General features: G+C 30.7%; 15 protein-coding genes, 5 tRNA genes and 1 pseudogene. 14 read left to right on the forward strand and 7 right to left on the reverse strand.

All coding sequences use genetic code 11. The annotated features are described in order from the left end of the window. Positions 1 to 32: 32 nt before the first annotated feature. Positions 33 to 1808: an integrin-binding adhesin P66 family protein gene (locus N187_RS02975; protein ID WP_025419764.1), complete on the reverse strand. Its 1776-nt coding sequence runs from the start codon at positions 1806 to 1808 to the stop codon at positions 33 to 35. A 214-nt stretch (positions 1809 to 2022) separates the two neighbouring features. Then, positions 2023 to 3525, reverse strand: coding sequence for a lactate permease LctP family transporter (locus N187_RS02980; protein WP_025419765.1), 1503 nt, complete (start codon positions 3523 to 3525; stop codon positions 2023 to 2025). 76 nt (positions 3526 to 3601) lie between these two features. Here N187_RS02980 and N187_RS02985 point away from each other — a divergent pair. The 12 genes and pseudogenes from N187_RS02985 to N187_RS04940 all read left to right on the forward strand — a co-directional run. Continuing rightward, a pseudogene (locus N187_RS02985) lies at positions 3602 to 4544 on the forward strand (D-alanyl-D-alanine carboxypeptidase family protein); the annotation flags it as partial. A 244-nt stretch (positions 4545 to 4788) separates the two neighbouring features. After that, the gene (locus tag N187_RS02990; protein ID WP_025419767.1) at positions 4789 to 5280 is read left to right on the forward strand and encodes a chemotaxis protein CheD; all 492 of its coding nucleotides are present in this window, start codon (positions 4789 to 4791) and stop codon (positions 5278 to 5280) included. A 261-nt stretch (positions 5281 to 5541) separates the two neighbouring features. After that, positions 5542 to 6966 carry a beta-Ala-His dipeptidase gene (gene pepD, locus N187_RS02995; protein WP_025419768.1) on the forward strand — a complete coding sequence of 475 codons (1425 nt, stop codon included), beginning with the start codon at positions 5542 to 5544 and terminating at the stop codon, positions 6964 to 6966. A gap of 98 nt (positions 6967 to 7064) precedes the next feature. Then, positions 7065 to 7136, forward strand: a tRNA-His gene (locus N187_RS03000). 17 nt (positions 7137 to 7153) lie between these two features. Beyond that, positions 7154 to 7227: transfer RNA gene (locus N187_RS03005), tRNA-Arg, on the forward strand. Between the two features lie 57 nt (positions 7228 to 7284). Further along, positions 7285 to 7365, forward strand: a tRNA-Leu gene (locus N187_RS03010). Positions 7366 to 7371: 6 nt separating this feature from the next. Further along, positions 7372 to 7443: transfer RNA gene (locus N187_RS03015), tRNA-Gly, on the forward strand. A gap of 48 nt (positions 7444 to 7491) precedes the next feature. Next, positions 7492 to 8838, forward strand: a complete 1347-nt coding sequence (gene tig, locus N187_RS03020) for a trigger factor (protein WP_025419769.1) — start codon at positions 7492 to 7494, stop codon at positions 8836 to 8838. A 14-nt stretch (positions 8839 to 8852) separates the two neighbouring features. Next, on the forward strand, positions 8853 to 9437 hold the full coding sequence (clpP, locus tag N187_RS03025) for an ATP-dependent Clp endopeptidase proteolytic subunit ClpP (RefSeq protein ID WP_025419770.1): 585 nt from the start codon (positions 8853 to 8855) through the stop codon (positions 9435 to 9437). Positions 9438 to 9459: 22 nt separating this feature from the next. Continuing rightward, complete coding sequence (gene clpX, locus N187_RS03030; protein WP_025419771.1) at positions 9460 to 10749, forward strand: ATP-dependent protease ATP-binding subunit ClpX; 1290 nt, start codon at positions 9460 to 9462, stop codon at positions 10747 to 10749. Beyond that, complete coding sequence (gene lon / locus N187_RS03035; RefSeq protein WP_025419772.1) at positions 10724 to 13129, forward strand: endopeptidase La; 2406 nt, start codon at positions 10724 to 10726, stop codon at positions 13127 to 13129. The genes clpX and lon overlap by 26 nt, the downstream gene beginning before the upstream one ends. Before the next feature lie 42 nt (positions 13130 to 13171). Further along, positions 13172 to 13318 carry a hypothetical protein gene (locus tag N187_RS04940; protein ID WP_172641798.1) on the forward strand — a complete coding sequence of 49 codons (147 nt, stop codon included), beginning with the start codon at positions 13172 to 13174 and terminating at the stop codon, positions 13316 to 13318. Positions 13319 to 13341: 23 nt separating this feature from the next. Here N187_RS04940 and rpsD read toward each other — a convergent pair whose 3' ends face one another. The 3 genes from rpsD to N187_RS03050 form a co-directional block, all read right to left on the reverse strand. Next, on the reverse strand, positions 13342 to 13968 hold the full coding sequence (gene rpsD / locus N187_RS03040) for a 30S ribosomal protein S4 (RefSeq protein WP_025419773.1): 627 nt from the start codon (positions 13966 to 13968) through the stop codon (positions 13342 to 13344). 18 nt (positions 13969 to 13986) lie between these two features. Then, positions 13987 to 14060: transfer RNA gene (locus tag N187_RS03045), tRNA-Met, on the reverse strand. 53 nt (positions 14061 to 14113) lie between these two features. Next, positions 14114 to 15397 carry a cation diffusion facilitator family transporter gene (locus tag N187_RS03050; RefSeq protein ID WP_025419774.1) on the reverse strand — a complete coding sequence of 428 codons (1284 nt, stop codon included), beginning with the start codon at positions 15395 to 15397 and terminating at the stop codon, positions 14114 to 14116. Positions 15398 to 15510: 113 nt separating this feature from the next. Here N187_RS03050 and N187_RS03055 point away from each other — a divergent pair, with 113 nt between their 5' ends. Further along, positions 15511 to 15879, forward strand: a complete 369-nt coding sequence (locus N187_RS03055; protein WP_025419775.1) for a hypothetical protein — start codon at positions 15511 to 15513, stop codon at positions 15877 to 15879. A 33-nt stretch (positions 15880 to 15912) separates the two neighbouring features. Here N187_RS03055 and cdd read toward each other — a convergent pair whose 3' ends face one another. Then, positions 15913 to 16368: a cytidine deaminase gene (cdd, locus tag N187_RS03060; protein WP_025419776.1), complete on the reverse strand. Its 456-nt coding sequence runs from the start codon at positions 16366 to 16368 to the stop codon at positions 15913 to 15915. Positions 16369 to 16497: 129 nt separating this feature from the next. Here cdd and N187_RS03065 point away from each other — a divergent pair, with 129 nt between their 5' ends. Further along, positions 16498 to 17457 (forward strand): DHH family phosphoesterase, encoded by a 960-nt coding sequence (locus tag N187_RS03065; RefSeq protein ID WP_025419777.1) that lies wholly within the window; start codon positions 16498 to 16500, stop codon positions 17455 to 17457. On the opposite strand, the gene N187_RS03070 is transcribed toward N187_RS03065, so the two are convergent. Beyond that, positions 17447 to 18991 (reverse strand): glycoside hydrolase family 3 N-terminal domain-containing protein, encoded by a 1545-nt coding sequence (locus N187_RS03070; protein WP_051483127.1) that lies wholly within the window; start codon positions 18989 to 18991, stop codon positions 17447 to 17449. The genes N187_RS03065 and N187_RS03070 overlap by 11 nt on opposite strands. Between the last annotated feature and the right edge of the window lie 221 nt (positions 18992 to 19212).

Raw genomic sequence — 19212 nt, forward strand, 5'->3', positions numbered from 1 at the left:
AGAGTAGACTTTTACTCTTTAAACAATTTTTTTTATTCATCAAAAGATATTTGAATTTGTAAGAAAACACTTCCTTTTTGGTCTTGGTATGCAAGCAAATTGTTTGAATCCCATCCAAGTGATATTGTTGTTAATTTGATTAATTTATCTAACTCTAGTCCGGCTTTGAGATATACTTTTTTGTCTGAGCTTGTAAGTGAGCCTAAAAGATGAGCTCCTGCATATGGGGTTATATATGTATTTGGTGATATAGATTCTATAGGTATTGCGTAGTCTATATATAGGGCACCTCCAATCTTAGCTGCATCAGTAAATGAAATTGTTGTCTTTGTATCAATTAGTTTAAGAATATCTGTTGTATCTGCTTGAGGTTGTCCTTTTAATAGGTCGTAAACCCCAATTGAAGCTGTCCATCCAAGATTAGGAATAATTCCTTTTTTGTTATCTTCGTAAGTTGAGATCTCAGCATTAAGAGTTTTAAATGTTTTTGCTGCGATTTCTTGTATTGCTGTTCTTGAAGATGTAGGCTTATATAAGTTTTGTCCGTATGTAATTCCAATGCCAATTCCAGATTTTTTATCTTGTTCTCCAAATATTCTTGTACTGTAAGAGTCCTTTCCTTTAATTGCCCATGATTCTTTTTCACCATCATCTATATTCCAAGCTAGGCCGATGCCAGCTCCTATGGAGAATGCAAAATTAGTGGTTCTCCATTTATTAAGGCTAAGTTTGTTCTCTTTTGGGTTGAATTGATTTTGCTCGTTTGTGTTTGCCTTTTTAGAGAGGTATCCAAATATAGAGAAGTCACTTGCGAATGGATCTATTCCCAGATCAGAGCCTGTTTGTAATAAGAGGTAAGTGTTTTTGTTGTTGATTTTTGTAAGACCAAGTTTGTAAACAAGTCCTATAGAGGCCATAATAGCTGCATTTGATAAGGTTGGACTAAAGAGTTTTGAGTCATCAATAGGTTTGTCTTGAGGCGCACATATTATTGATGACTGATTAAATGTTGAATTTCCTATTGCTCCTGAGAGTCCAAAATTTAATTCAAGTGGAGTTTCTGCAATGACTTTTAAGCTATGTTGTTCTAGTTCATTTTTTATTGGTTTCCATTGTGCTTTAGTTCCATAGAGTATGCCTTGGTAAGTATCGTTGTAAAGGGGTTGTTCTTTTTGATCTTGATCCTTTTTGTTGACATTTTTTTTATGATTTCTATTACCTGTTCCTGTTGCTCCAATTGCAAGTACTAGTTCTAATTGTGGGAGAGTGTATCCAAACTGAATTGTGCTGACTTTGTTTTCTGTGCTTCTTGCAAGGATTGTTCTTCTTATGGCACTGTCATTGCTTGAGAAGCCGTAGTATTCACTTTTAATACTAGTTAGTGGTGCAAAACCAAATAGTGACTCTTGATTAAAATCGAAATTAGTCATTGATTCCATTTTAATATAAAAGTCATATATGTTTATTCGTGTTGTAATGTTTCCTACATTGAGTTTGAGTATGGCATCTTTGTTTCCTTCAGCTTTTAATGATAGATTTTCAACTTTAATATAGGCTGAGAAAGGATCATCCTTGCCTATTTCTTTATTTTTTTCAGATGGTTCAAATTTAATTTTTATCTGGCTTTTATTTTCCAAACCAGGAATGAGTTCGTCCATGTCAAATCTGAACTCATTGCTGTTTTTGAATGTTAGTTTAGGCAGCCATGGATTTAATTTAGTTGAATTGTTATCTTGATCTGTTTCTTCTGCCAAAATTGTGCCAGTACTTACTAGCATTATAAAGACATATAATATTATTTTTTTCATTTTTATATCTCCTTTATTATAAGATTTTGGACTTCATTAGAAGCTTTAAGTGATTATGTGTTTTTAGTTTTTGGGTATTAATTTCATGATATTAATTTTTGTATAAAAATTCAAGTACTTTTATAGTTTATTATGTTGATATCTTTTAAATAATACTAACAGAATTATTTTGTTAGTATTATTTATATGTTTAAATATTTGGTTTATTGATTATTTAGGATAAGCAATAAACTAGAACCCCTGATATCAAAATATAGCCAAGAGCATAGGGAATGGTCTTTGATAGTAATTTGCCTTCTTGTCCAATGAGTCCTGCAGTTGTTGTTGCTATTGTAATGTTTTGAGGTGAGATCATTTTACCTCCAGTTGCCCCTGTTGTATTTGCGGCTGAGAGCCAGTAAGGATTAGCATCTATATTTGCTGCAATTTGTGTTTGCAAGGGTCCAAATAAAACATTTGAAACAGTGTCGCTTCCTGTGAGGAAAGTACCCAAAGTTCCAATTAATGGACTAAATAATGGGTATAATGTGCTTGTTAATGTTGATATGCCATCTGCAAGATCTTTTATCATGCCACTATGTGTCATTAACCTTGATATTGATACTATGCAAATAATTACGAAAGAAGAGAGTGCCATTTTTTTTATTGTAAGTATAAATACTTTTATTTGTTCGATTATAGAAACGCCTCTGATTAAGTAAGACACTACTGTTGCAATAATAATTAATAGTCCTGGTGAAGTTAACCATTTCAATTGTAATGGGGTTGCTTCTGGATAAATCGAAAGAGTGGTTTTGAAGGTTGATACATATTTGTTTATTTCATAGAAGAGTGGTGAAATAATTATTATAAGTGAGACCATTAGAGTATAGGGTAAGCACGCAAGAAAACCTTGCATTACTGATACTTTTATATTTTTATTAGTTGTATCTTTTGTTTCAAAAAGCTTTGCATAAATTACTATTATAATCATTGCAGTTATACTACCAAGTATTGCAGGAAGTTCTGGTCCTAAGGTTTTTGAAATATAAATTTGGGATATTGCTATTGATGCTCCTGAGAGGAGTGTAAGTATAAACATGCTTCCCTTAAGCGCTTTAATTCCACCTCCTACAAGCATGACTAGTACAAATGGTACAATAAGAGTTGGAAGGATTAGTTGTAAAGAGATATTATATGATAACATTTTAATATCTAATTCTGTTGCTTGGGCTAGAGATATTATGGGAATTCCTACTGAACCATAGGCAGTTGAAGATGTATTCATGATTAAACATATAAGACAGGCAAAGAATGGTTCAAATCCCATTGCTATTAATATTGATACAGGAATTGCAACTGCAGTTCCGTATCCTGCAACTCCTTCTAAAAAGTTACCAAATCCCCATGCTACAAGTAAAACTATTATTCGTTTGTCAGAGGATACATTTGATAACATGACTTTTATAATATTCATGTCATTTTGACTTTCAGCCATTTTATATGTGAATATGGCAGCTATAATTACAATAACTATTGGCCATATTCCCATTATTGTTCCCTCAAATATTGCAAGGCTTGTATTGACTATTCCTAAATTTTTGTCAAATAAAGTTATTGCAATGGTGACTATTAAGCATATTGGTATCACATAATATGATGGTTTTTTTATTATCCCAAGTCCAATAATTATTAGTATGATTGGTACTAAGGCCTTAATAAAATCATAAAAATTCATAATAATAGTACTCCTTTCTAGATTTGCTATTTAATTTTATAACAAATTTTTGTGCAATAAAGTATAATTTTACTCTGTGAAAAGTATTTCCAATATTTTTATCATTTTAGTTCTATTTATTTTATTTGGTAAGCTTTTTGCGGTTGATTTATTTGAGATTGAAAAAATAGTGGAAGATGCTAAGTCAGTTGTTTTGCTTGATTATAATACTAAATGTATTGTTTATGCCAAAAATCCAAGTTTAGTTTTTCCACCAGCATCGCTTACTAAACTTGTTACTATTTATACTGCTTTAATTGAGGCAAGGAAAAAAAATATAGATTTGAAGATTAGTGTTCCTATTAGCAGTGCTGCATCATATTATAATCTTCCTTTAGATTCTTCATTGATGTTTTTAGAAGAGGGTCACAAGGTAAGTTTTGAAGAGTTACTTAAAGGTCTTGTAATTTCATCAGGTAATGATGCTGCTATTGCAATTGCTGAATTTATAGTTGGGAAGGATTTAAGCAATTTTATTAATTTAATGAATATGAATGTTTTAAATTTGGGACTTGTGAATATGAGTTTTGTTGATACGTCGGGTTATAGTAGTAATAATAAGATCACAGCGTTAGAAATGGCATTGTTTGCAAGGATCTATATAAAAGAGTTTGAATTTATGCTTGATATGCATTCTCTTAGGGATTTTGTTTATCCAAGATCTGAAAATTTAGGCGATACTTCTTCTTGCAAGATGTTAAATTTAAGGCAAGAGAATAAAAATATTTTGATATTTAATTATCCTTATGCTGATGGATTAAAAACAGGTTATATTAAAGTATCTGGTTTAAATTTAGTTGCTACAGCTAAAAAAGATGGTATAAGATTAATAGCGGTTGTTTTGGGAGTTAATAAGGGAGTGAATAATGTTGGCGAGAGAAAACGTGCTCTTATTGCCCAGAAATTATTTGAATATGGCTTTAGTAACTATACTCAATTTTCTTTTATTGGCAAAATTAAATAAAAAGAGCTATAATGGGGAGGGGAAAATATATGTAGTATTTCTTTTCAAAGTCTTTTGAAATATGTCTTTTAGAGCATACACTTTGAGTAATAGAGTCTGGTATAAAGCTGTAATTTATCCACTTAGTCAATAATTAGATAGTGGGAAGATACTTTTAAGTTAGAGGTTCTAAATTTATTTGTTTAGTTACGTTTAAGAATTAGAACTTCTAATAGTTATTAGGTATTTTATAGAAATTTTTTAAGAGAGTGATTAGTTTTATGTTAAATCATTTTAATTTTAAGTTAAAGAGAGATGTCACAATAATCGTCCCAGGTGAAGCTTTTGTGTCAAATGATAGGGTTATTTCTACAATACTTGGTTCTTGTGTTTCTGTTGTGCTTTATGATGGGATTCGCAAGCTTATAGGCGTGAATCATTATGTTTTAGTGAAATCTGATTCTATAGTGAATGCTTCACAGAAGGGTAGATATGGAGTTTATGCTATTCCTATGTTAATTGATGCTATGATAGGGAGTGGAGCGTCAAAGAGTGATCTTAAGGCTAAACTTTTTGGAGGTGCTAACTTTATGGCCAAAGGGACAATAAGAGTGGGCGTTGAAAATTCAGAGTTTGCTGTTAATTCTTTAACTAAATATGGTATTCCAATTGTAGCGCAAGATTTTGATCAGTCTAAATCCAGAAAGATTTTTGTTTTTCCTGAAAATTTTAAAGTTGTTGTGGAATATCCAGATGGAGCTAAAGTTTTTTAATCTTGCTTTAAATTGATTTAGTAGCAGCTTAATGAATTTTAGTGTGAGACTGTGATTAATTAGATTTTTTTATTATTATATGCGATAGTAGTATGAAGGCCAAGGTTGTTAGAGGGATTGTTTATATAAGTTTGAAATTTTAAAGGCACAGATGTTTTAGGTTAATTCTTCGTTCGTTTTGAGGTTAGTTTTTATCATGTGCTATTATAGTATATGATAAATGATCTTTAATTTTAAGTTAATTCTTATTAAGGGATAAAGATGGAAAGTATTGTAATTCGTTATTTTAGGCAAATAACTCGAATTCCTAGGTGTTCGAAAAATTTAAAGGGTATTAGTGATTTTATTAAAGAAGAAGCTAAAAAATTCGGACATTCCTTTAAAGAAGATGATATTGGCAATATTGTAGTTGAGGTTAAGGCTAATGGTTGTAGCAAGGTGTTTCCTATTATTTTGCAAGCTCATATAGATATGGTTTGTGAAAAGAATGAGTCTATTGTGCATGATTTTGAGAAAGATCCTATCAATATCATTGAAGATAATGGATATTTTTTTGCGTCAGGTACTACTCTTGGTGCTGATAATGGGATTGGGGTGGCTATGATGCTTGCCATTATGAGTGAGTCTTCAACTTTTAGACATCCTGATTTGGAGCTTCTCTTTACTGTTGATGAGGAAATAGGATTAATAGGTGCTATTGGACTTGAATCTCATTTCTGTAGGGGGCAGATGTTGATTAACCTTGATGGAGAAGAAGAAGGTTATTTTTTGGTTGGTTGTGCTGGTTCGCGACTTGTCCAGATTAGCTTTGAGCCGCAGTATCGACAGGGTAAAAAAAGAATAGGTGTTGAAATTTTGTTTACAGGTCTTAAAGGAGGCCATTCTGGTGCGGACATTCATATTGATTTAGGAAATTCTTTGAAGTTGATGTTTTTTGCTTTGAATACGCTCAGAGGAAGTATGAGATTTGAGATTGGGTATATATCTGGTGGAGACAAGAGCAATGCTATTCCTAGGGAGGCAAAGGCATTAATATTAATTGAGGCTGAGCATTATGTTTTATTAGAGAAGGAATTAGAATCGTTTAAATCTTGTGTGCAAGAAATGTGTACTCTTGATTCTGATTTTGAAATTATTTTAAGAAAAGTAGATTTTTTTGGTGATGTTTTGGATGATATGGATCAGAATAAGCTTTTAAGTATGGGCATGGCTTTTTTGCATGGAGTTCAGAAAGTTGAGAATTATGATGAAAAACTTATTAGGACATCTTTAAATTTTGCTAGTCTTTTAAAGGTTGGTAATGAGTACCAATTTGTATTTACAATAAGGTCTCTTTTAGATATTGAAAAGGAGTATATTTTTAATCATTTAAAAGCTATTAGTAGTCTCGCAGGTGCTAATTTTAAAATCGTTTATGATTATTCTTCGTGGAAGCCGTCGAAGGATAGTAAACTTTTGAATCATCTGAAGAATGTATACAGAGATATGTATTTGGAAGAGGCTAAAACCGTAATGATTCATGCTGGTCTTGAGACTGGGATAATATCTACAAGATTTGGAGGGATAGATTCAGTTACAATTGGTCCTTGGATTGAGGCTCCTCATACGCCAAGAGAGCGAGTTAATATAGCTTCGACTATTAGAGTTTATAATTTCTTAAAGAAGAGTTTAGAAACTTTATCATAAGTTTTATATTTTAATGTTGTTTGATTTTGATTGTGTGGTTTAGTTGACTTAGGTATCAAATATGATAAAATAAGTTTACGCATAGTTGCATATAGTTGGTGATTGTAGCTCAGTGGTTAGAGTCCCGGGTTGTGGTTCCGGTTACGCGGGTTCGAGTCCCGTCGATCACCTTTTATTTTGTTAAACTGCACCCATGGCTTAATTGGATAGAGCGTTGGACTTCGAATCCAAAGGTTGCAGGTTCGAGCCCTGCTGGGTGTAAAACGTTAGTTTCATACTTGAAAAAGCTTTTTAAGTTTTGTATACTACCTAAAGTAGGCAGGAGTGGTGGAATTGGCAGACACGCTAGACTTAGGATCTAGTGCCTTAGGCATGTGGGTTCGAGTCCCACCTTCTGTAATGAATGCGAAAGTAACTCAGGGGTAGAGTGCCACCTTGCCAAGGTGGAAGTCGCGGGTTCAAATCCCGTCTTTCGCTTAGGTTTAGTAATTATTAACATTAATTCATTTTAGTTAGAGGAATATTGTGATATTAAATAATGATGTAAAATTGATTCCCGGTTCTAAGGTTGAGGCTGTTATTAGAATTTCGAAAGAATTTGTTAAAGGTAAGTACAATGAGATTTTGCAAGATTATGCTTCTCGTATTAAGGTTAGAGGTTTTCGGGTAGGGAAGATTCCTTTTAGTATTATTGAAGGTAAATATTCCGATAATATAAGAACTCTTACCATAGAGAGAGTCATTCATAAGTCTTTAGAGGAATTTTTTAAAAATGCAACTTATAAGCCATTGGGTTATGCTGTTCCTAAGATATTAGATGAAAAATTAGAAATAGATTTTGATAAGGATTTTGAATTTACTGTTGTTTATGAAGCTTATCCTGAATTTGAGATACCTAATATATCTGATATTGAGGTAGAAATTCCAGACGTTATTATTTCTGATGATGATGTGGAAGCTGAGCTTAAAGTATTACAGCTTGAAAACGCAATCGTTGTTGAGGATAGTGGTGATGTTAAGATAGGCAGTATTGTTAGAGTAGATTTCGTTGAACTTGATGATTCTTTAAATGAGATTTTAACAACTAAGAGGCAAGATTTTGTTTTTACTGTTGGTGAGTCTAATAATTATTATGGATTTGATGATGACATTATTGGGATGAAAAAGGATGAAGAGAAAATAATAGATAAAAATTATGGTGTGGATTATAAATTCACTGAGCTTGCTAATTCTTTTAAGAGATTAAAGGTTATTCTTAAGGAAATAAAAAGACGTGATATTCCTGATCTTGATGATGATTTCGCAAAGGATATTAAAGATAGTTTTAATACATTAGCTGAGCTTAAAGAGCATATAAGAGAAAACATGCTAAGCCTTATTAAGGAAAGAAGTAAATCTCTTAAACTTTCTAAATTGTTGTCTAGTATTGCAGAGAATCTAAATATTGATATTCCGCCTACTATGTTTGAATCTGAACTTAAGAATGTTTTAAATGGATTTTCAAATCAAAGTAAAGTTAATCTTGAGCAATTAAACAATGCTTCTATAAGCTTGGAAGGTGTTAGTGATGTTTTTAAGGCAAATGTACTTAATAAGTTAAAGTCTAAATTGGTTTTCCAAAGAATAGTAGATAATGATTTAACAGAAATTACGGATGTTGATTTGGAAAATGAGCTTGTTAAGCAAGCTGAGAATGCAAATATGGAACTTACAGAGGTTAAGAAATTCTATCAAGAGAAAAATTTGTTTGAAATTTTAAAGGATGAAATTAAAAGGCAAAGGGTTAAAGATAAAATTTTAGAAAATGTGAAGGAAATTAAGCTTAAAAAAGTTGCCTTTAGAGATTTTATTAATTATGAAATAGGTGAATAGTGATAAGAGAATATATGTATAATTTGGTACCTACTGTTGTAGAACATACTGGAAATTATGAGCGTGTGTTTGATATATATTCAAGATTGCTGAGAGATAGAATAATTTTTTTGAGTGGTGAGATTAATGATATGAAAGCAGACACGGTAATTGCTCAACTTCTTTTCTTAGAGTCTGAAGATTCTAAGAAAGATATATATATTTATATCAATTCTCCTGGAGGTAGCATTACTTCAGGACTTGCAATCTATGATACTATGCAGTATGTTAAACCAGATGTAAGAACTATTTGTATTGGTCAAGCGGCTTCAATGGCTGCATTCTTGCTTGCAGGTGGTGCTGTCGGCAAACGAGAGTCATTATCATATTCAAGAATAATGATCCATCAGCCTTGGGGTGGAATAGGCGGTCAGGCTAGTGATATTAGCATACAAGCCAATGAAATTATAAGACTTAAAAAGTTAATAATAGATATTATGTCTGATAAGATAGGGGTTTCTAAGGAAAAACTGTCTCTTGATATCGAGCGAGACTATTTTATGACACCAAAAGATGCTCTTGATTATGGAATTATTGATGGCATCTTGGTAAGGGATTAGTTTTATTTAGGTGAGATTTTATATGGCAAGAAGTAAAAGTCAAAAAATTGAGGGTTGTTCTTTTTGTGGACGTACTAGTGTTGAGGTTGAGGGGCGAATTATTTCGGCAAAGTCTGTAGCTATTTGTTTTGAATGTTCTAAGATATGTCATAATCTTTTTCAAGAAGAGGTAGAAAAGCCTGAAGGTGGTGGATCTTTGAGAGAGCTTCCGACTCCCAAGCAACTTAAGATCCATTTAGATAATTATATTATTGGCCAGGAAGATGCAAAGAAAGTATTGTCTGTTGCTGTTTATAATCACTATAAAAGGATATCTAGAGGTAGTAAGAGAGAAAATGGAGTTGAACTTGAAAAGTCTAATATCTTGCTTGTAGGACCTACTGGAAGTGGTAAAACTTTGCTTGCAAAGAAGTTAGCAGCTGAGATGAATGTTCCATTTGCAATTGCGGATGCTACGACGCTTACTGAGGCTGGGTATGTTGGGGAGGATGTTGAAAATATTTTACTTAAGTTAATCCATGCTGCTAATGGAGATGTAAGTTTGGCAGAAAAAGGTATTATTTACATAGATGAAATAGATAAAATTGCAAGGAAAGGTGAAAATGTCTCAATTACAAGAGATGTGTCTGGAGAAGGTGTTCAACAATCTTTATTGAAAATAATTGAAGGCACTATTGCGAATGTTCCTCCAAGAGGTGGGAGAAAACATCCTTATGAGGACACTATTGAAATCAATACGCAAGACATATTATTTATATGTGGTGGGGCTTTTGTAGGACTTGAAAATATTATTAAAAAAAGAATTAATAAAACTTCTATTGGATTTTCGTCTTCTGTTAAGAGAGATTTGAGTAATGGTTATATTTTAGAGTATTTAGAGATGGAAGATTTGGTTAAGTTTGGCCTTATTCCAGAATTTGTGGGTAGATTGCCTGTACATTCTTATCTTGAGAAGTTAGAAAAGGAAGATTTAATTAAAATATTAATTGAGCCTGAAAATTCTATTGTGAAACAATATTGTTGTATGTTTGAGATGGATAATGTTGAGTTGGTATTTGAAAAAGATGCGCTTGATGCAATTGCAGAAGAAGCCATGCTTAAAAATACAGGTGCTAGAGGTTTGCGTTCTATTTTAGAAGAATTACTTAAAGATGTGATGTTTGAGATACCATCAACTAAGCAGATTAAAAAGGTTATTGTTACTAGAGAGTCTGTTTTAAATCGTAATATTGAGCCCTTGATCTTAACAGGAAAGCATATTAATAAGCCTTGGGCAAAAGAACTTTATGAAATCAATTCTAAATCTCATTAATTCTAAACAAGATGATCTTCCAGTTATTTTCTTAAGGCAAAACGTTTTTTTCCCCAATGTGGCTTTGTGGGTTAATTTTGATGATAGTGTTTCAATTAATGCAATATGTCAATCTATGCTAGAAGGTAGATTGATTGTATTTCTTTATTTTAACGATCTTAAATCTGGTAATGATGAAGAAATTAATTTAGAAAATTTGTATCCTATTGGTACTTATGCAAAGGTTATTCAAGTTATAAAGGTTAGTGAAACTTTAGTTAAAATTTTAGTTGATTTTCAGGATAGAGTTATTATTAAAAGTGTTTTAAAAAAGGATAATTATTTTAGGGCGAAAGTTGATTTTATATCTGATAAATGTGAATTTAATAGCGAACTTTTTACTTATTCTAAATTCTTAAGAGAAGCTTATGAAACTTATAGATCTTATTTACCCGTTAAAACATTAGAAGAAGATGGAAGTAGCAATTTTTTTGATAGTCCAGTTAAGTTTGTTGATGTTATAGCGTCTAGTGTGAATTTAGGATATAAAGTCAAGATGGAGCTTTTACAGGAATTAGATGTTAAAGTTAGAATAGAAAAATTGATCATAAATTTAAGCATTGAGACTGAACTTTTAATTCTTAAGAAAGATATTAAGACTAAGGTTAAGACTAAACTTGATAAGGGACAAAGAGAATATTTTTTAAATGAGCAAATTAAAGAGATTCAAAAGAGGTTGGGTAGGGATGAGGCTGATTATCTTGAAAGATTGAGCTTTAAGAATATTCCCGAAGCTATTAAATCTAGAATTGAAAAGGAAATATCTAGGTTGACTCATATGAATACAAATTCACCAGATGCTAATATTGTGAGGAATTATGTTGAATTGTTGCTTGACTTACCTTGGAATGAAAATACTGTGATGAATAATTCTTTAAGAGATATTGAACTTGTTTTAAGGAATTCTCATTATGGTATGAATGAAGCTAAAGAAAAAATAATAAATTTTTTAGCTGTTTATTATATTAATTCTAAAGTTCAAGCTCCTATTTTGTGTTTAGTGGGTCCACCCGGTACTGGTAAAACTTCTGTTGCTTTATCTATTGCTAAGTCTCTTTCTAGGGAGTTTGCAAAAATTTCTCTTGGTGGATTGAGAGATGAAACAGAGATAAGAGGGCATCGGAGATCTTATGTTGGAGCTCTTCCAGGAGTTTTTATTAATGCTATTAAAGTGGCAGGAAAATCTAATCCTGTAATTCTTCTTGATGAAATAGATAAAATTAACAGCACTTATAAGGGAAATCCGGAAGCAGCACTTTTAGAAGTTTTAGATGCTGAGCAAAACACCAGATTTGTTGATCATTATTTAGAAATCCCTTATGATCTTTCTAATGTGTTATTTGTAGCAACAGCTAATTCTTTGCATGAGATTTCTAAACCCCTTCTTGACAGGATGGAGATCATTAAAGTAGAGGGGTATTCTTTTATTGAAAAATTAGAAATTGCAAAAAATTTTTTAATACCAAATATAATTAAAGAGAGTTTTTTAAATAAAGTTTATGTAAAAATAGAAGACGATGTTGTTTTGCACATAATCAGGAATTATACTATGGAATCTGGAGTTAGAAATTTAAAGAGAATTCTAACTAATTTGTTTAGAATGATTGTAAGAGAGTTGCTTTATACTTACTCAAAGGAAGATATAATTAGAGGAAATTTTTATTTTCCAAGTTCCTTAATACATGGTAGCAATATGCTCTTTACTCATGATCCTGATATTCCTGGTATTTATAAAATAATTAATATGAATAATTTTCATGTATATATGGATTGTGAATATAAATTTAATTTAGTGAGAAGTGATTCTTCTGGATTTGTTTATGGTCTTGCTTGGACAAGTTATGGGGGTGCTGTACTTCCTATTGAGGCTATTAAGTTTGATAAGAAAGGAGATATTATTTTAACGGGTAGTCTTGGTACTGTTATGAAGGAAAGTGTCCAATTGGCTTATTCTGTTGTGAAAACTTATTCTTCTGAACTTAATTTTAATGTAAATGAGATTCCTGAGATTCATCTTCATTTTCCAGAAGGAGCTACACCAAAAGATGGACCTTCAGCGGGGATTACTATTGCAACAGCCATAGCTTCTGTGCTGTCTGGTAAGAAAATACCTTTGGATCTTGCTATGACAGGGGAAGTTACTCTTAAGGGTTCAATTCTTCCTGTGGGGGGCATTAAGGAAAAGGTGCTTGCAGCTTATAGGAGTGGTATAAATAAGATTATTATTCCAAGAGATAATGAAAAAGATTATGTTAAGATTCCAGAAGATATTAGGTATAATATTGATGTTAGGTATGTTTCTCATGTGGGAGAGGTGTTTGACTATTTAAATATCATTTAGGGTTTGATGTACTATGAAGTTTTATAAAGGAGGAAATATAATATGAAAGATGGGGTTAGGAAACCTTCAGGTAGTAGAATATCATTTAATTCTCAGCGTTCTACTAAGAATACAATTCAAAATAATTTTTTACATTTTTCTAATAATAATTTTAGAAAGAGTTTTACTAAAAGGAAGAAAGGCAAGTAACATGATTACTTGCCTTTCTTGTCTTATGCTCTCTTAGAATAATATTCAACTATCATTTGTTCATTTGCAAGCGTAGGTATTTCATCTCTTGAAGGCGGACGGGTTACCTTTACATTTAAGTTATCAGCGTTTACTTCTATCCAATTTGGCAATTTTCGAAGAGCTGATGTTTTTTCTATGTTGGATCTAACTAGTTTTTTTAGACTGTCTTTTTCTTTTACTTGTATCATGTCATTTGCTCTTAGGGTAATAGATGGAATTGTAACTCTTCTTCCATTAAGCATAATAATTCCATGTGAAACTATTTGTCTTGCGTGAGCCCTTGAAATGGCAAATCCAGCTCTGTATACAACATTATCAATTCTTCTCTCTAGTAATGCTAAAAGATTATTTCCTGTAACTCCATGCTGTCTTCTTGCTTCCTTGAAAATATTAGTGAGCTGTCTTTCACTTACACCATAAGTGAACTTTACCTTTTGTTTTTCTATGAGTTGTTTTCCATATTCCGTGATTTTAGCGCGCCTAGACCGTCCATGCATTCCAGGTGCATTAGGTTTTTTTTTAAGCAGTTTGTCATATTTAGGCTGTTCGAAAACATTTACACCAAATCGCCTAACTAATTTTCCTTTAGCTATATTTTTTCTGTTCATTTATTCCTCACATTTAAATTGCAGGAGTAGGACTCGAACCTACGACCTTCGGGTTATGAGCCCGACGAGCTACCTTTCTGCTCCATCCTGCTTTTTACAGTATAATTTAACACAATTTTACTTTAGTTGTCAATGGATTTTATTTTTATATTAGGATATATATTTCATATATTTCTTTATGGTGTTTCTTTACAGTATATTTTATTTTTTCTATTTTGTGTATTAACTTTTTTAAATCATTTTCATAGTTTAGATCTAATTTTATATAGAGATTTAAGTCGTTTCCTTGATACAAAAAGTTAAGCTCTTTAAAATTGACATTGATATCTTTTAATGTGTTTTTTATTTCTCTTTTTAAGTCTATATCTTGTTTTGATAGAAGGTTATTAGCATTGTTTATGATCACATGGAGTCCTTCTTTAATCATCATAAAGCTAATAAATATAGATATTATTTTATCAAATCCTGTCCATATATAATTTGCGAGTAATAAACTTAGTGTAGTACCTCCGTGAGAGAATATGCAGTTTTTGTCAGATGATGATAGTGCTAAAAGTAAGTAGTTGTTGTACCTTTTACCAATTTGGAATTTTACTAGATATTCGACTATCTTTACTAAAAAAAATATAAAAGGTATTAATGGTATCCAGATACTCTTTTTAAAAGAATGATTTGAGAAAATTTCTAATATATTTTTTTTGTCTTCATGATAATGCTTATGGTTATGATGGTGGATATGTAATCCGTATTCACTTTTAAAACTTGTTAATTTGTTTAGTCCTGTTGTATTTAAAAATATTGTAAATCCTGATGTTATTATAATTATTCCTATGATCAATGATATCAAGTTTTCCATTTTTTTATATCCATAAGGATAATAAATTGTTTCAGGCTTATTTGTAATTTTTAAACTAAAATAGGTAATTGTAGATAGTATAAAATCTGATGTAACATGAAGTGCATCTGCGATGAGTGCGAATGAATTAAAAAGCATTCCAACAGTGAGTTTAGATGTTATTGATGCTACTTCTGCTAATACTGAGATAAGTCCTATTCTCATTATGAGTATATTTTTTTTTGTTTCGTAAGTTAGATCTTTCTTATATACATTGTTGTCATTTACAAATCCTAGACTTTTTAGTTCTTCTTTTATATCATTAATTTCGCATAAGACTTTGTGCAGTTTGTTTTTTTTGCTGTAATAAATTAAGTTATTAATAAGTATTCTTTCTATTCCTTCTGCTTGAAAGTTTGGATCAATATAGAAATTGTTAATTTTAATTTCTTTGTTTTGTATTTTGGCTTTCAAATATGAAATTGTTTTAATATTATTTTCTATATATGTTATGTAAATCTCGTTTTTCTTTAAGCTTTCGAGTTTTAAGTGAGTGTATTTGTTGATATTTTTGTTGTTGATCATCTTTACCATGTTTGCATTTTCTCTTTTTTGTATTGTGTAATCCTGTTATATGTAAAGATAGCATTATTTTTTTTAATGTTCAATTGATTTTTAATATCCTAAATGATTCGAGAGGAGGATTTATGTTAAAATCTCAATTCTTTGTTAAGAAATGTAAAAGATGTATTTCTGAAAATGAAGTTTTAATAAATAATGTTAAGAGTGTTGAGAATGTTTTTTATGATTTTCTTAAAATTTTTGATAGAAAAGCTTTAGAGAGTGCATTTAATTATTATTATGAAAATTTTGACTTTGATGAAGGAATATATTCTTTTATCGATAGATTTATTCCAATTATTGATTTTTTGTCATTAGAGGTATTGGATTATGAATTTAATATTAATGAGAAAAAGCTTATATTAGAAATTTTTGATTCTTCAGCATACTCTTTTGAGGTTGACAAGTTAAATGAGTTCGCTAGAGCTGTTGTTTCTCTGGGTATTTTAAATTGATATCCAGATTTTGTTTTTACATGGGTTTTTGAATTATGTTGCTTGATTTGTCTTAAGTATTCTTGATAATTCTTCCTTATTGAATGGAATTTTCAGTAAATCTTTAAGTGTATAAATTTGTGAAACTTTTTTATTGGTGTTAAATTGATAAGGATCTGTTATTAATATCTGAGTATCTTCTTCGAAGAATTCTGACATTACTTGACGACATATTGCGCATGGAACACTTGCTGGAGTTGTTGTGATTAATATAAAATCTATTTTCTGTGTACCTACAGATGATATCATATTTATTATTGCGGCTTGCTCTGCACAACGAGTTGCTCCAAAACTTGCGTTTTCAACATTTGAACCTTGGAAGAATGAGTTGTCTTTAGTTTTAATGCAGGCGCCCACTTTAAATTTTGAATATGGTGAATATGCATTATTTCTTGCAGTTTCAGCCAATTGAAATGCTTTCTCAATTGCATTTTGTTTGACATTTTCCACTTAAATCCTCCTAATTTTTGATATTATCAATTATAGCACGTGTTTATAATTTTCTGTTAAAATATTGTAGAATGTTTAGTTATAACGTGTAATTGTTGATTTATGTGAAAGGTTTATGAATATTTTTTTATGATAGATGTTATTGAATTTATTAGGAAATATAATAATTTTATTATTGTGGGACATAAGGATCCTGATTTTGATTGTATTGGCTCATCTTTGGCTTTAGCTTCTTTTTTATCTAGAATAGGTAAGAAAGCTATAATGTTAAATGAAGGTCCTTTTGTAAGGAAGGAGATAATTCCTTTTAAAGATAAATTTTTGTCTAAATGGCCAGATATTGATTCTTTAGATCATGGTGTTATTATTTTGGATTGCTCGATATTTGATAGAATAGGAGATGAATTTGTTTTTTATGTGAAAGATATGCCTATTCTTGTTATTGATCATCATGCATCAGGTGATAAGTTAGATGCTCCTGGATATATTGATCCTTTTGCTCCTTCAACTACTTTTTTGATTGAGAAATTAGTTAGAGCATTCGGATATGAAGTCACTAAAGAAGAAGCATGGTACATTTTGGTTGGATTTTGTACAGATACAGGATTTTTTAGATTTATTTCAAGAAGTGATCCTGAACCTTTTGAGATGATAGCTAGGCTTGTATCTAAGGGTTTGAGCCTTAAAGATATTTATAATTATGTTGAATCTGTTAAGAGTTTATCTTCAATAGATATGCTTAGTACTATGCTAAACAATCTTAAATCTTATTTCAATGGCAAGGTATTGCTTACTATTTTACCTTTTGATTCTAAGAAGGAAAATAATGTCAGTGGTGTTAATGACCTGTTTTATTCACTTCTTGCTAATGTTGAGAATAATGAAATATTGGTTGTTTTGAAAGAGACGGAAGATGGTTCTGTTTTGGTGGGGCTTCGTTCTAGAGAATATTTTGATGTTGGCGAGCTTGCAAAATATTTTGGAGGTGGGGGACACAAGCATGCCAGTGGGTTTAAAGTTAAAAATAGTTCTTTAAATTTTTTAGAGAATCAAATTATTGCATACATCAAGGATACTATTAAGTCTTAAAGTTTGTTAAGGGAATTTGTCCTTTTGGATTAAAATCTTCTGTCAAAGTTAGGAGTCCAGATTTAAATGATAGTGTTGTTGTTCCGTATACTATTACTATATTTTGTATCCAGTCTAGTTTTTTTATGTGTTGAGGTGTAAGTGAGACGATTGTACTTATTTTATCCTTATATTCTTTTAGGTTTTCTATGTATTTTCGACTAGCAGGTGTTGAAAGATTAAAAATGACTTGTTCATGTTTTTCAATTAGGTTTTTTATTTCTTTTAGTTTTGTAGGGTTTATTCTGTTTAAGGGGTAATAATCATAGTAATAGACAGAACTATTTTGAAATATTTTCTTACCTTCTTTTATCATTGTGTGATAAGGTGATATTAAGAGTGTTTTTTTATGCTTTGATATCTTTTTTGATAACTTTATTTTCGTTATTCCTCTTAATGTACTTTGTTCAAAGAATTTTTCAGCTTCTTTAGTAGGTATTTTTTGGGCATTTTTATAATTTGGATAAATTTCAGTTTCGTTTTTTTTCTCTTTTAAGTATTCTAATTTTATTCGAAGTATTCTTTTGTTAGATTTTATAATATTTTCTTTTATTTCATTATCTTTTTGCATGAGGTTTAGTAATTTATTGTAGGCGTTATCTTGTATGTCTTCGTTTAATGATATTAATAAAATATCAGTTTCAGTTCTAATAATTCTTTCTATTGTGTCATAAATGCTTTCATTTTTATATTTTACTGCATTCATTAATAAATCGTCTGTTATTATTAAATTGTCATATTTTAATTGTTTCCTGAGTAGTTCCTTTATTATCTTAATTGACGATGATGCAGGTATTTCTTTGCCATTTGTAAGCATTGGGTAAGCTAAGTGTCCACTCATAATCATTGGAATATCTTCTTGTATTAATATTTTGTATGGCAATAGTTCGTTTAAGTGCACTTCTTTTAAATTTGAGTTTATTATTGGCATTTCTATGTGAGAATCGACAGTGGTATTGCCATGTCCAGGGAAGTGTTTTGCTGTTGAGATTATTCCTGCTTGTTTTTGTCCTTTGTAAAAAGCTAAAGCAAAAAGAGAAACGATTTGTGGATTATTTGAATATACTCTTGGTCCTATTAGAAAATTTTCTTCATTGCTGTAAATATCTGTTATAGGTGCAAAATTTAGATTGATTCCAAGTTGTCTTAACTCATTTGCTATGTGATATCCTGTAAGATAAGAATCATTTGGTGATAAAGTAGCTGTAATTCCGAGATTTCCTATTGTTTTTGATGTTTTGAGTTTTATATGTTGTGTCCATCCACCTTCTTGATCTGTTGCTATGAATAAAGGGATTTTAAATCTATTATTTTGAGATATCGATTGTGCTTTATTTATGCTGTCTAATAGTTTATGTAAGTTTTTGGCATTCCATCCAAAGATTTTGATTCCTCCCAAATTTTTCTTCTTTATAAAGTTCAGAACAAACTTTGTTATTTGTTCTCCTGGATAACTTATCATAAACATTTGACCCAGTAATTCTTTGTTATCCATCTGGCTTACTATTTTGTCTATTAATTTTTCTTTGTCTTCGTTGGTCCAAAAGTTGTAGGAAAAGCCATTATTGTGTATAAAAAAGATAGCTATACAGATAATTTTTTTCATTTAAACCATACCAATCTTTTGTATTTTTTAATTCATAAATATATCATACTATTTTAAGCTTGTTAATTTCAGGTTTTTTATTGTTTTTAAAACCATTCCAATTAATTATC

Source organism: Borrelia anserina Es (genome assembly GCF_001936255.1).
In the GTDB taxonomy this organism is placed as follows: Bacteria; Spirochaetota; Spirochaetia; order Borreliales; family Borreliaceae; genus Borrelia; species Borrelia anserina.

Excerpts from the sequence above, each read along its gene's own strand:
- N187_RS02975 (WP_025419764.1), bottom strand. The coding sequence starts at position 1,808 with ATGAAAAAAATAATATTATATGTCTTTATAATGCTAGTAAGTACTGGC.
- N187_RS02980 (WP_025419765.1), bottom strand. The coding sequence starts at position 3,525 with ATGAATTTTTATGATTTTATTAAGGCCTTAGTACCAATCATACTAATA.
- N187_RS02990 (WP_025419767.1), top strand. The coding sequence starts at position 4,789 with ATGTTAAATCATTTTAATTTTAAGTTAAAGAGAGATGTCACAATAATC.
- pepD (WP_025419768.1), top strand. The coding sequence starts at position 5,542 with ATGGAAAGTATTGTAATTCGTTATTTTAGGCAAATAACTCGAATTCCT.
- clpP (WP_025419770.1), top strand. The coding sequence starts at position 8,853 with ATGTATAATTTGGTACCTACTGTTGTAGAACATACTGGAAATTATGAG.
- clpX (WP_025419771.1), top strand. The coding sequence starts at position 9,460 with ATGGCAAGAAGTAAAAGTCAAAAAATTGAGGGTTGTTCTTTTTGTGGA.
- lon (WP_025419772.1), top strand. The coding sequence starts at position 10,724 with ATGAAATCAATTCTAAATCTCATTAATTCTAAACAAGATGATCTTCCA.
- N187_RS04940 (WP_172641798.1), top strand. The coding sequence starts at position 13,172 with ATGAAAGATGGGGTTAGGAAACCTTCAGGTAGTAGAATATCATTTAAT.
- rpsD (WP_025419773.1), bottom strand. The coding sequence starts at position 13,968 with ATGAACAGAAAAAATATAGCTAAAGGAAAATTAGTTAGGCGATTTGGT.
- N187_RS03050 (WP_025419774.1), bottom strand. The coding sequence starts at position 15,397 with ATGGTAAAGATGATCAACAACAAAAATATCAACAAATACACTCACTTA.
- N187_RS03055 (WP_025419775.1), top strand. The coding sequence starts at position 15,511 with ATGTTAAAATCTCAATTCTTTGTTAAGAAATGTAAAAGATGTATTTCT.
- N187_RS03065 (WP_025419777.1), top strand. The coding sequence starts at position 16,498 with ATGATAGATGTTATTGAATTTATTAGGAAATATAATAATTTTATTATT.
- N187_RS03070 (WP_051483127.1), bottom strand. The coding sequence starts at position 18,991 with ATGGATAACAAAGAATTACTGGGTCAAATGTTTATGATAAGTTATCCA.